Source organism: Streptococcus sp. HMSC056C01, from assembly GCF_001811305.1.
Lineage (GTDB): Bacteria > Bacillota > Bacilli > Lactobacillales > Streptococcaceae > Streptococcus.
The window spans coordinates 107,956-120,809 of the sequence record NZ_KV804182.1 but is presented as its reverse complement, the minus strand read 5'-3'; the positions used below and the strand labels follow the sequence as shown (position 1 = coordinate 120,809).

13 protein-coding genes are annotated in these 12,854 nt (G+C 42.4%); all 13 read left to right on the top strand.

Going from position 1 to position 12,854, the window contains the following annotated elements:
* Positions 1-13 precede the first annotated feature (13 nt).
* On the top strand, positions 14-418 hold the full coding sequence (locus tag HMPREF2795_RS01655; protein WP_075228063.1) for a YbgA family protein: 405 nt from the start codon (positions 14-16) through the stop codon (positions 416-418).
* Positions 402-767 (top strand): TIGR02328 family protein, encoded by a 366-nt coding sequence (locus HMPREF2795_RS01650; RefSeq protein ID WP_075228062.1) that lies wholly within the window; start codon positions 402-404, stop codon positions 765-767. Before HMPREF2795_RS01655 ends, HMPREF2795_RS01650 begins: the two co-directional genes overlap by 17 nt.
* Before the next feature lie 155 nt (positions 768-922).
* Entirely contained in the window at positions 923-1,288 is a 366-nt protein-coding gene (locus HMPREF2795_RS01645) for a type II toxin-antitoxin system RelE/ParE family toxin (protein ID WP_075228061.1), read from the top strand.
* Entirely contained in the window at positions 1,278-1,571 is a 294-nt protein-coding gene (locus HMPREF2795_RS01640; RefSeq protein ID WP_049504013.1) for a helix-turn-helix domain-containing protein, read from the top strand. The genes HMPREF2795_RS01645 and HMPREF2795_RS01640 overlap by 11 nt, the downstream gene beginning before the upstream one ends.
* Before the next feature lie 351 nt (positions 1,572-1,922).
* The gene (metE, locus tag HMPREF2795_RS01635) at positions 1,923-4,172 is read left to right on the top strand and encodes a 5-methyltetrahydropteroyltriglutamate--homocysteine S-methyltransferase (protein WP_075228060.1); all 2,250 of its coding nucleotides are present in this window, start codon (positions 1,923-1,925) and stop codon (positions 4,170-4,172) included.
* Between the two features lie 62 nt (positions 4,173-4,234).
* A complete protein-coding gene (gene metF / locus HMPREF2795_RS01630; protein WP_075228059.1) occupies positions 4,235-5,101 on the top strand; it encodes a methylenetetrahydrofolate reductase [NAD(P)H] in 867 nt (288 codons plus the stop codon).
* Positions 5,102-5,438: 337 nt separating this feature from the next.
* On the top strand, positions 5,439-7,661 hold the full coding sequence (gene pnp, locus HMPREF2795_RS01625; RefSeq protein WP_075228058.1) for a polyribonucleotide nucleotidyltransferase: 2,223 nt from the start codon (positions 5,439-5,441) through the stop codon (positions 7,659-7,661).
* Between the two features lie 15 nt (positions 7,662-7,676).
* Complete coding sequence (gene cysE / locus HMPREF2795_RS01620) at positions 7,677-8,294, top strand: serine O-acetyltransferase (protein ID WP_075228057.1); 618 nt, start codon at positions 7,677-7,679, stop codon at positions 8,292-8,294.
* Positions 8,295-8,305: 11 nt separating this feature from the next.
* Positions 8,306-9,172 carry a GNAT family N-acetyltransferase gene (locus tag HMPREF2795_RS01615; RefSeq protein WP_075228056.1) on the top strand — a complete coding sequence of 289 codons (867 nt, stop codon included), beginning with the start codon at positions 8,306-8,308 and terminating at the stop codon, positions 9,170-9,172.
* A 3-nt stretch (positions 9,173-9,175) separates the two neighbouring features.
* Complete coding sequence (locus tag HMPREF2795_RS01610; RefSeq protein ID WP_075228055.1) at positions 9,176-9,937, top strand: nucleoside phosphorylase; 762 nt, start codon at positions 9,176-9,178, stop codon at positions 9,935-9,937.
* 229 nt (positions 9,938-10,166) lie between these two features.
* Complete coding sequence (gene cysS / locus HMPREF2795_RS01605; RefSeq protein ID WP_075228100.1) at positions 10,167-11,510, top strand: cysteine--tRNA ligase; 1,344 nt, start codon at positions 10,167-10,169, stop codon at positions 11,508-11,510.
* A complete protein-coding gene (locus tag HMPREF2795_RS01600) occupies positions 11,503-11,889 on the top strand; it encodes a Mini-ribonuclease 3 (RefSeq protein WP_061863535.1) in 387 nt (128 codons plus the stop codon). Before cysS ends, HMPREF2795_RS01600 begins: the two co-directional genes overlap by 8 nt.
* A gap of 2 nt (positions 11,890-11,891) precedes the next feature.
* Positions 11,892-12,761, top strand: a complete 870-nt coding sequence (locus HMPREF2795_RS01595; protein ID WP_075228054.1) for a helix-turn-helix domain-containing protein — start codon at positions 11,892-11,894, stop codon at positions 12,759-12,761.
* Positions 12,762-12,854 lie beyond the last annotated feature (93 nt).

Genomic DNA, 12,854 nt, shown 5'->3' with positions numbered 1-12,854 from the left:
AGTTAGGAGAAATATGGAAAACAACAACCAACGTGCCCTTTGTCAGCAACTCTGGGCGGAAAATAAATACCTTGTTTTGAGCCATTCCAGCAATATTTACAAGGACATTCGCCAGTATCTCAAGCAAGAAGTGGTGGAGCTGAGTCAGGTTCAAGAGATGATTGATCGTGCCTGCCAGATTCCAGAACATAGAGGTCAGGTTTGCAATGCCTTTCAGCATATTTGGGGCTATTTCAAGAAGAAAGCAACGGAGACTGAACGCAAGGATTATATGTTTTTACTGGAGCGTTATCGTTTTGGTCAAGCTTCTAAGGAAGATTTGATTGCTAGGACTCGAGACTTGCTTGAGCGTTACCCAAATGCTTATCTGCAAGATTCTACCCTGCTGAAAGGAGACTCCCATGAGACTTTGGCATGAGGATTTGATACCACAACTTCCCCGACCTCAGCTCTTGGGACAACATCGAGAGTGCTGCGCCCTTCGTGGCAATGGCTGGGGCAAAAAGCATGCGACGGTTGACTATGTCTTTACCCACTCGCCCTATCGTCTCTATGCCTATCATCGTTTGATCATGGAGGAGATGGCTGACCGTGGCTACAATGTCAGTCCAGAGTGGCTGGACAAGAACTACCGAGGTAAGACCTGTCCTTCCTATGAAAACTTAGCAGAGGAAAAGCTGAATAGTCCTATCTATAGCGAGCATGACGCTGCCTACTATGAGGAGTGTCTGGCTAATCTCCGTGACAAGGGGGTAGAGCTGGAGTAATAGCAAGGATTTGCTCCAATTCAAAACTCTTTTCGTAATTTTTTCGAATAATAAAGATGAGACCTTTAGAATGATTCTAAGGTCTTCTTTTATAAGTATTTGGATTTACTTTTAATAACTTTTAAGTTATAATTAAATTGAAAAGAGGTTGTTTGGTGCATACGATTTACTTCTATAAGGACAAAAATGGAAACGAGCCAGTCTTAGATTATATGAGAGAATTGGTCAGTCGTAAAAGTAAAGATAGTCGTATTAAACTGAATAAACTAAACGACTATATTGAGTTGCTTAGTCAGCATGGGACTAAAGCTGGTGAACCCTATATGAAACATTTAGAAGATGAGATATGGGAATTAAGACCTCTTAGGGATAGGATTTTATTTGTAGCTTGGGTTGATGGGAGTTTTGTTCTTTTACATCATTTTGTCAAAAAGACTCAGAAAACTCCTAGGAGAGAAATTGAAAAAGCCAAGCGTGAACTGAAGGACTTAAAAGAAAGAGGGTTAAGTGATGAAAAATAGTGCCATTGGAAGTAACTGGAAGGATGTCCGGTCTCAACTCTTCACCAAGGAGGAAATCCTTGAAAGTGATATGCGGGTGGCAATCATGAGTGAATTGATTGAGGCTAGACGTGAGCAAGGAATTAGTCAGAAAAAGCTAGAAGAACTCAGTGGAGTAAGTCAGCCTGTCATAGCTAGAATGGAAACAGGTAAGACTAGCCCTCAGTTAGATACCGTCTTAAAAGTTTTAGCCAGTTTAGGAAAGACACTAGCAGTCGTCCCACTTGAACAGGAAAAAGGTTGATAGGGATGAAATGACTTGGTTTGCTAAAATCATTCACTGGATAATTTTACCTCCCGTCCGCACTTTTCAGGGAAATATCAGAATTACAAAAGAAAAATCAACCTATAGTCTTTTCTAATAGCAAGCCATAGTCAGTTCTCGGTTCACTAATATTTTGTTCTAAACGTAGATATTTAAAAACTCTATTAATCATTGTCTATCAAAGGATTTGGGGAATCTTCTCCAAATCTTTTTTTGTGTTTTAAATTGTGGTATAGTTTGAAACTATATCAAAGCCTAATTTTTTACAATTATACAGACAGTTTCTTTTCTGTTAAGATAGTTTCAACAACAATTTTTGGAGGACAAAACATGTCAACTACAATTATCGGATTCCCTCGTTTGGGTGAATTCCGCGAATTAAAATTTACAACTGAAAAATACTTTAGAAAAGAAATCTCAGAAGAAGAACTTTTGGCTGCTGCTAAAGAATTGCGTGCAAAACACTGGAACATCGTCAAAGAAAAAGGCATCACTGAAATCCCATCAAATGACTTTTCTCACTATGACAACTTCCTTGATGCTGCCTTCCTTTTCAACGTAGTTCCTGCATCAGTACAAAACTTAGAATTATCTGATCTTGAACGCTACTTTGCTTTGGGACGTGGTTACCAAGGAGAAAAAGGGGATGTTCGTGCCCTTCCGATGAAAAAATGGTTCAATACTAACTACCACTATATCGTTCCAAAATTTGAAAAAGACACTCAAGTAAAATTGGCTGGACACAAGATCTTTGATGAGTTCCAAGAAGCTAAAGAACTTGGTCTCAACACTCGTCCTGTCCTTGTAGGTCCATTCACTTTCCTTCAATTGTCAGACTTTGAAGAAGGCGTAAAAGCAGAAGACTTCGTAGATAGTTTAGTGTCTGCATACCAAGAAGTTTTTGCAAAATTGGCTGAACTTGGTGCGACTCGTATCCAATTGGACGAAGCTGCTCTTGTAAAAGACTTGACTGCTGAAGAAAAAGCCCTCTTCTTGAACCTCTACAACAAGCTTTTGGCTGACAAGAAAGGTCTTGAAGTTTTGCTTCAAACATACTTCGGTGACGTTCGTGACGTATACGCTGACCTTGTCAAATTGCCAGTAGATGCTATCGGTCTTGACTTCGTTGAAGGTAAGAAAACTCTTGAACTCGTTAAAGGTGGCTTCCCAGCTGACAAGACTCTTTATGCAGGTATTGTCAATGGTAAGAACATCTGGCGCAACAACTACGAAAAGAGCTTGGCTGTTCTTGAGCAAATCCCTGCTGAAAACATTGTTTTGACAAGCTCATGTTCACTTCTTCATGTGCCATTTACAACTGCTAACGAAGAATTTGAACCAGCTATCTTGAACCACTTTGCATTTGCAGTTGAAAAATTGGATGAAATCCGTGACTTGGATGCTATCCGCAACGGTCAAGGAGCAGAAGCTCTTGCAGCAAACAAAGAACTCTTTGCGACTGAACGTGTTGGTGAAAATGCTGAACTTCGTGCGCGTATCGCTGGATTGACTGACGCAGACTACACTCGTTTGCCAGCCTTCACAGAACGTGAAGCTATCCAAGAAGAAGCATTCAAACTTCCAGCTCTTCCAACAACAACAATCGGTTCATTCCCTCAAACTAAGGAAGTTCGTGCGAAACGTTTGGCCTTCCGTAAGGGTGAATTGTCACAAGAAGAATACGATGCCTTCCTTGCTGAAACGATCGATGAATGGATCAAATGGCAAGAAGAAGTTGGATTTGACGTGCTTGTACACGGTGAATTCGAGCGTAATGACATGGTTGAGTACTTCGGTCAAAACTTGTCAGGTTACCTCTTCTCTAAGAACGGTTGGGTACAATCATACGGTATGCGTGGGGTTAAACCACCAATCATCTGGGGTGATGTGACTCGTCTCAACCCTATCACTGTGAAATGGTCTAGCTATGCACAAAGCCGTACTGACAAACCTGTTAAAGGTATGTTGACTGGACCTGTTACTATCCTTAACTGGTCATTCCCACGTGAAGACATCTCTATCAAGGATTCTACTCTTCAAATCGCTCTTGCTATCAAGGATGAAGTTCTTGACCTTGAAGCCGCAGGCGTGAAAATCATCCAAATCGACGAGGCTGCTCTTCGCGAAAAATTGCCACTCCGTCGTAGCGACTGGTACGAAGACTACCTTGACTGGGCTATTCCAGCCTTCCGTTTGGTACACTCAACAGTAGCGCCAGACACACAAATCCACACTCACATGTGTTACTCAGAATTTACAGATATCATCCCAGCTATCGACAACTTGGATGCAGACGTTATCTCATTTGAAGCTAGCCGTTCAAACCTTGAAATCTTGGACGAACTCAAAGCGAAAAACTTCCAAACAGAAGTTGGACCTGGGGTTTACGATATCCACTCACCTCGTGTGCCTAACGAAGGCGAAATCGACCACACAATCGAAGCAATCCTTGCGAAAGTACCAAGCAGAAAAGTTTGGATCAACCCTGACTGTGGTTTGAAAACACGTGGTATTCCAGAAACGAAAGAAAGCTTGATCCGCCTTGTAGAAGCTGCGAAAGCTGCGCGTGAGAAATTGTAAGAAAAGACAGTTCTCCATACATGGTTGATCAGTAAGAAATCAACTAGAAAAGGTTCATACATATGTCACGTCAAACACCGTCCCTCTCATTTGAAGTTTTCCCTCCAAACCCAGCAGTAGGCAATGACAAAATTATTGCGGCCCTGAAAGATATGCAGGACTTGGCGCCACACTTTATCAGTGTGACTGCCAGCAATAATAAATTTAATATCAAAGAGACGACGGTTCGTTTGGCAGACTATATCCAAAATGACTTGGAGATTCCGACCATTGCTCACTTGCCAGCTATCTATCTAACTAAGGATAAGGTGGCTGAGACTATTGCAGATTTGGATAAGGTTGGGGTTCAGAAAATCTTGGCTCTTCGTGGAGATATCATTCCTGATGTGGAGCCACAAAAAGATTTCCATTACGCGACAGATTTGATCGAATTTATCAAGGAACAGTCGCCACATTTTGAAATTATTGGAGCTTGTTACCCAGAAGGACATCCTGATTCGCCAAACCAAATCTCAGATATTCAAAATCTCAAGAAAAAAGTAGATGCAGGCTGTTCAAGTCTTGTCACTCAGCTTTTCTTTGACAATGAGCGTTTCTACGATTTCCAAGACAAGTGTACCTTGGCTGGGATTGATGTGCCCATTCATGCAGGGATCATGCCAATCCTCAACCGTAACCAAGCGCTTCGTCTCTTGAAGACTTGTGAGAATATTCATCTTCCACGTAAGTTTAAGGCTATCTTGGACAAGTATGAGAATGACCCTGAGTCACTCAGAGCAGCAGGACTTGCCTATGCCGTAGACCAAATCGTGGACTTGGTAACGCAAGACGTAGCAGGTGTGCATCTTTACACTATGAACAATGCAGAAACTGCCCAATATATCCACCAAGCAACCCATGCCTTGTTCAATCACCAGTCTTTAGGATAATAAAAAGCAAACCATTCTTCTTTTCATGGAGGAATGGTTCCTTTTTAATAGAAAAGGCCGCACTTTTTAAGAAAAATATGATAAAATAGACTCTGTACGTACTTGATACAAAGATGAGGGTATTAAATAATACAATGAATTCAAACTGCAAGGTTTAGCGACACGAGCGAATCAAATAGATGATATTTGACGAGAGAGTTAGTAAAGCATTTAGCTAATCGCATGATAGCGATTAGCGTTAAAGGCTTAGATGCTATAGCATCAATCCTTTCTAATGATTTGTATCTTGATCTTTGTAGGCAAGGCGTATAATATTATCAATCCAAAGGGGATTAAAATGACAAAACAAGTGTTTCAAACGACTTTTGCGGGTCGTGAGTTGATCGTAGAGACTGGTCAGGTTGCTAAGCAAGCAAATGGCTCTGTTGTCGTGCGTTATGGTGAGTCAACTGTCTTGACTGCTGCTGTTATGTCTAAGAAGATGGCAACTGGGGATTTCTTCCCGCTTCAAGTCAACTACGAAGAAAAAATGTATGCAGCTGGGAAGTTTCCTGGTGGCTTCATGAAACGTGAAGGACGTCCTTCAACAGATGCGACTTTGACAGCGCGTTTGATTGACCGTCCAATTCGTCCGATGTTTGCGGAAGGTTTCCGTAATGAAGTGCAAGTGATCAATACGGTTCTTTCTTACGATGAAAATGCATCTGCACCAATGGCAGCTATGTTTGGTTCATCATTGGCCTTGTCTATCTCAGATATTCCGTTTGACGGGCCAATCGCTGGAGTACAAGTAGGTTATGTTGATGGCCAAATCATCATCAACCCAAGTCAAGAACAAGCAGAGCAATCGCTTCTTGAATTGACAGTAGCAGGTACGAAGCACGCTATCAACATGGTAGAGTCTGGTGCCAAAGAATTGTCAGAAGAAATCATGTTGGAAGCTCTTCTGAAAGGGCACGAAGCTGTCAAAGAATTGATTGCCTTCCAGGAAGAAATCGTTGCGGCAGTCGGTAAGGAAAAAGCAGAAGTAGAATTGCTTCATGTAGATGCTGACTTGCAAGCTGAAATCATCGCAGCCTACAACAGTGACCTTCAAAAAGCGGTCCAAGTTGAAGAAAAATTGGCGCGTGAAGCTGCAACTCAAGCAGTAAAAGACCAAGTAACAGCAGTTTACGAAGAAAAATATGCAGCCCACGAAGAATTTGACCGTATCATGCGTGATGTAGCTGAAATCTTGGAACAAATGGAACACGCAGAAGTGCGCCGTTTGATCACAGAAGACAAGGTCCGTCCTGATGGTCGTAAGGTCGACGAAATCCGTCCTTTGGATGCGGTTGTTGATTTCCTTCCTCGCGTACACGGTTCAGGTCTCTTCACTCGTGGACAAACGCAAGCTCTTTCTATCTTGACTTTGGCGCCAATGGGTGAAACGCAAATCATCGATGGTTTGGATCCAGAGTACAAGAAACGCTTTATGCACCACTATAACTTCCCACAATACTCTGTAGGGGAAACTGGACGTTACGGTGCTCCAGGTCGCCGTGAAATTGGTCACGGTGCTCTTGGTGAGCGTGCCCTTGCTCAAGTATTGCCAAGTTTGGAAGAATTCCCATATGCGATTCGTCTAGTAGCAGAAGTCTTGGAATCAAACGGTTCTTCTTCTCAAGCCTCTATCTGTGCGGGAACACTTGCCCTTATGGCTGGTGGTGTGCCAATCAAGGCGCCAGTAGCTGGTATTGCAATGGGTCTTATCTCAGATGGAAACAACTACACAGTTTTGACAGATATCCAAGGTTTGGAAGACCACTTTGGAGACATGGACTTCAAGGTTGCAGGAACTCGTGACGGGATTACAGCCCTTCAAATGGATATCAAGATCCAAGGGATTACTGCGGAAATCTTGACGGAAGCTCTTGCCCAAGCCAAGAAAGCTCGTTTTGAAATCCTTGACGTGATTGAAGCAACGATTCCAGAAGTTCGTCCAGAATTGGCTCCAACTGCTCCGAAAATTGATACCATCAAGATTGATGTGGACAAGATTAAGATTGTCATCGGTAAGGGTGGAGAAACCATCGATAAGATCATCGCTGAAACAGGCGTTAAGATTGATATTGACGAAGAAGGGAACGTATCGATCTACTCGAGCGACCAAGCAGCTATTAACCGCGCTAAAGAAATCATTGCTGGTTTGGTTCGTGAAGCGAAAGTGGATGAAGTTTACCATGCCAAAGTTGTGCGTATTGAGAAATTCGGTGCCTTTGTCAACCTCTTTGACAAGACAGATGCCCTCGTTCATATATCTGAAATGGCTTGGACTCGTACTAATCGTGTCGAAGACTTGGTAGCCATTGGTGATGAAGTGGATGTTAAGATTATCAAGATTGACGAAAAAGGTCGTGTAGATGCTTCAATGAAAGCACTCTTGCCACGTCCACCGAAACCTGAACATTCAGAAGAAAAAGGTGAAAAGGGTCATCGTCATGGCGATCGTCCTCGTCACCACCACAAGGACAACAAACCTAAGAAAGAAACTACAGAAACACCAAAAGACTCAGAATAAGAAAAGGAGAATTGTATGGGATGGTGGCGTGAAACCATTGATATCGTAAAAGAAAATGATCCAGCGGCTCGCACCACTTTGGAGGTTCTTTTGACTTATCCTGGTGTGAAAGCCTTGGCTGCCCACCGTCTCTCTCATTTTCTATGGAACCATGGTTTTAAGCTCTTAGCTCGTATGCACAGCCAGTTTTGGCGTTTTTGGACGCAGATTGAGATTCACCCAGGAGCTCAGATCGAATCAGGTGTCTTTATCGACCACGGTTCTGGCCTTGTGATTGGGGAGACGGCTATCGTTGAAAAAGGCGTTCTTCTCTACCATGGGGTAACCCTTGGTGGGACAGGGAAGGATATTGGCAAACGACATCCGACCGTGCGTAAGGGAGCTCTCATATCTGCACATGCCCAAGTTATCGGGCCTGTAGAAATCGGTGAAAATGCCAAGGTCGGTGCTGCAGCGGTCGTTGTAGCAGACGTTCCTAGCGACGTGACGGTTGTGGGTATTCCTGCCAAGATTGTCCGAGTGCATGGTCAAAAGGATGAACCAACCATTCATGAAGTTGAAGGAAAACGGGAATACTACGTCAATAAACTCGAGCAAGCGAGAGATGCCAGTCATAGATCGTCCGAGCTGTAGAGGATATCTATATGATTCAAGCAAGAAATAAGTTAAGCCAAGAGGAGTTATCTGAGGCGAAAAAACTAATTAACTGTTGCCAAGCCTATGATGGAACTTATCGTGATCCTTATCTTTCTAACATGCTTAATTTTGATCTAAGCATGCCCGCATTTTTCCTTTTTTACGAAAAAGGCGAACTTGTTGGTTTGTTAACTGTCTATGCTGATGACCAAGATGTGGAAGTGACGATACTGGTTCATCCCAATCATCGCCGTCAGGGAATTGCGCGTGCTTTGTTTACGAGTTTTGAGAAAGAAACGGCTGCTTTTTCTATTCGTTCAGTTACTTTTCAGACAGAACGTATTTTTCTAGAGCGTCATCCTGATTTTGTCAGTAACTGGGGATTGGTCGAGGATGAAGAGACAGAAACCTGGTTAGGACGTGATCGAACTGCTTATGCATTAGATTCCCGTTCGGATGTCGATGTGCTCTTGGCAGAACCTTCTTATCTTGAAGCCATTGCCCAGCTCCACCACCAAACCTTTTCAGATGAAGTGGAAGCATCGGAAGTGAGCCACAGATACATTTCGGAGGCCTTGAAGGATCCTGATAGTCTGCTTTACATATTACTCAAAGAAGGTCAAGTGATTGGCGTTTGTACGATCGATGTGTCTGGAAAATGCAATTACCTTTATGGACTTGCGATTGCTGAAGTCAATCGTGGAAAAGGTTATGGAAGCTACTTAGCAAAATCCCTTGTCAACCAACTCATTGAGCAAAATGATAAGGAATTTCAGATTGCAGTAGAGGGCAGCAACGTAGGTGCCAAACGCTTATATGAAAAGATTGGCTTTGTCAAACAAACCCAAGTGGTTTATCTGAATGCGAAAGAGTAATAAATGCTATTAGAAGAATTTGAAAATGTACCTGCTGTTATCGAGCCAACTGATCGAAGCCTCCGTAGTGGTGGAGAAATCTGTGATACCATTATCTTGTCTTTTAATGGAGAAATCCTTGAACGAGTTAAGCAGATAGATGGTGTCTACGAAGGTGGCTATCTTACCAATCTAAATGGCAAACTGCCATGGTATATCTATGAAAAAGATGGGAGTAAGGTAGCAGTTGCTATGGCTACGATTGGAGCTCCAATGGTTGTTGGACTCTTAGAAGAACTCAAAGCAAGAGGATTTAAGAACTTTATCGTTTTGGGATCTTGCGGAGTTTTAGACCAGTCTATTCAAGCAGATAAGATTATCCTACCAAGCTCGGCTTTACGTGATGAAGGTACTAGTTATCACTATGCTCCAGCAAGTGATGAGATAGCTTATGACCAATCTCTACTCTTAACTATGGAAAAAGCCTTGGATAAAGCTGGCATTGAGCATATTCGAACAAAGTCTTGGACCACAGATGCCTTCTATCGTGAGACAGCCGCTAAGGTCAAACGAAGACTAGCAGCAGGAGCTAGAGTTGTAGATATGGAAGCTTCAGCTATCATGGCCTGGGCCCAATATCGACAAGCCAATGTCTATCAATTTTTCTACACAGCTGACTATGTCGACCATCACAATCATGAATGGGATGCTAGACGCGAGGATAGAAAAGCGGATGCTATGACTTTCTTTGAGATTGCCCTAGTCATTGCTCGAGAGTTAGTTTAGACTAGTCTTTACGATAAATTCGAAACAAGAAAGGAAGGGAGCCTAACGGAAAACATAGCAATAAAACTTCCGTAGTGACTCCCTTCATCTTTTTACTTCATTCTTCTTTTATGTTTAGAAAGGAGCAAGGAAATCCGATTTGTGACAGGCAATCGGACTAAAATTTAGTTGAACAGTTTAGTTATGAAAATATCTGTTTATGAATTTTAGCTTTCCTGACTATTATTTTATGATTAAAATCTATGACACCATGTCTCGTGATTTGCGAGAATTTGTCCCAATCGAGGACGGCAAGGTTAAGATGTATGTCTGTGGGCCGACAGTTTATAACTATATCCACGTGGGGAATGCTCGCTCAACAGTAGCCTTCGATACCATTCGTCGCTATTTTGAATATCGTGGCTATGAAGTAGCCTACATTTCCAACTTCACTGATGTGGATGATAAGATTATCAACCGTGCCAAGGAAGAAGGCATCACACCTCAGGAAGTAGCGGACAAGTACATTGCTGCCTTTCGTGAGGATGTGACGGCTTTGGGGGTGAAACCTGCAACTCGTCATCCTCGTGTAGTCGAGTTTATGGATGATATTATTCGTTTTGTAGAAGACTTGATTGAAAAGGGCTATGCCTATGAGAGCCAAGGAGATGTCTATTTTCGTGTAGAAAAATCTCATAACTATGCTAAGTTGGCCAATAAAACCTTGGAAGACTTGGAGCTCGGTGCTTCAGGTCGTACAGATGAAGAAACTGCTCGTAAGGAAAATCCTGTGGACTTTGCCCTCTGGAAAGCTGCTAAACCAGGTGAGATTTCTTGGGATAGTCCATGGGGACCAGGTCGCCCAGGCTGGCACATCGAGTGTTCAGTCATGTCAACTGAGATTTTAGGAGATACCATCGATATTCATGGTGGTGGAGCTGACCTTGAGTTTCCGCACCACACCAACGAAATTGCCCAGTCAGAAGCTAAAACAGGCAAGACCTTCGCCAACTACTGGATGCACAATGGCTTTGTCAATATCGACAATGTCAAGATGTCTAAGTCTTTGGGAAACTTCATTACGGTACACGATGCTCTCAAAACTATCGACGGTCAAGTATTGCGATTTTTCTTTGCGACTCAGCATTACCGTAAACCAATCAACTTTACAGAAAAAGCAGTGCGTGATGCAGAGACAAATCTCAAGTATTTGAAGAATACCTATGAACAACCATTTACTGGAACTGTAGATGCTCAGGAGTTACAGGCATTTAAAGATAAGTTTGTAGCTGCTATGGATGAGGATTTCAATACAGCTAATGGAATCACAGTTGTCTTTGAAATGGCTAAATGGATCAACTCAGGAAACTATGATACGGTTGTTAAGGAAGCTCTTGCAGCTATGTTAGAGGTCTTTGGTATTGTCTTTGTCGAGGAAGTTTTGGATGAAGAGATTGAAGCCTTGATCCAAAAACGCCAAGAAGCGCGTGCCAATCGTGACTTTGCGACAGCTGACCAAATCCGTGATCAACTAGCTGCACAAGGGATTAAGCTACTTGACACCAAGGATGGAGTGAGGTGGACACGTGATTGATGTCAATCTCATTAACGGGATTGCTCTAGCTTTTGAAGGAGATGCAGTATATTCTATGTATATTCGTCGCCATCTCATTCTCAAAGGTATGACCAAGCCCAATAAACTCCACCAAGAGGCAACCAAGTATGTATCAGCTAAGGCTCAGGCACATTTGATTTCCCTTATGCTGGAAGAAGAAATCCTAACGGAAAAAGAGGAAGAAATCTATAAACGGGGTCGCAATACCAACAGTCATACCAAGGCTAAGAATGCGGATGTGGTGACCTATCGTATGTCTACTGGTTTTGAAGCGGTCATGGGCTATCTTCATATGACTGAAAATGTGGAACGCCTAGAAACCTTGATTTCTTGGTGCATCCAAAAAGTGGAGGGCTAGAAATGATTGCAAAAGAACTACTGGATTGGTTTCCTGATGGTAAAATCTTAGATCAGCCAGTTGATAAAGAGGGTTATCTAAGTCTACCTCTGTCAAATTATCAGTGGCTTTTGCTTGAGGAAGCTAGTCTTAGCGAGCGTGAAAAACAACTGGTGGCTCTCTTAACCAAACAGGAGCAAACCATTTCCCTCAATCCCTGGTATAGTTATCTCATTGAAGGCAAAGGACAGGCACCGCAAAACTTTAAAAAATTGCAGCTTGTCTATTGTCACCTATCCTATTTTCAACAGGAGAATTTAACGTCTTGGTTAGAGATGATGGGAACTCTCTTTCCAAATTGTCAAACAGTGCTTCAGGTGGGAGCGCAGGATTACATTTTTGTTCTCCAACAGGATAAGTACACATCAGTTCGCTCTATCTTGATGGATACCTTGGAAGCCGTAGAATATGACTTTGGAGTACGTTTATCCATCATGTTAGGTCAGGTCTGGTCACAGACAGGATATCAGGCTCTGTCAGATCTCATCAAAGCAGAACGTGATTTGTTCAAAAACTGGTGGCGACAAGGGCATCAAGGTTTCCATACTTTTTCTCAACTCTATCTGTGGAGTATGGGTGAAAGAATTGTGGATCTTCGAGTGATCAAGGAATATCTGCATCGGATGATTGTGGACCAGGATCAGATTCAGGAAATCATCCTTTCACTGTGGGAAAACAGTGCAGTCCTGACAAAAACAGCTCAACAACTGTATCTGCATCGCAATTCTCTCCAGTACAAGATTGATAAATGGGAAGAATTGACCGGTCTTCAGTTGAAAGAATTGACTGACCTCACCTTGTGTTATCAGTTGATTTTACCAGATATAATCTAAAGTTTTGTGCAAGTTGCACAGAACTTTTTTATTTTTTTGGTCACCTTGCCATAGAAAAGTAAAACGTTTTCATCTATAATAAAACTATCAAAT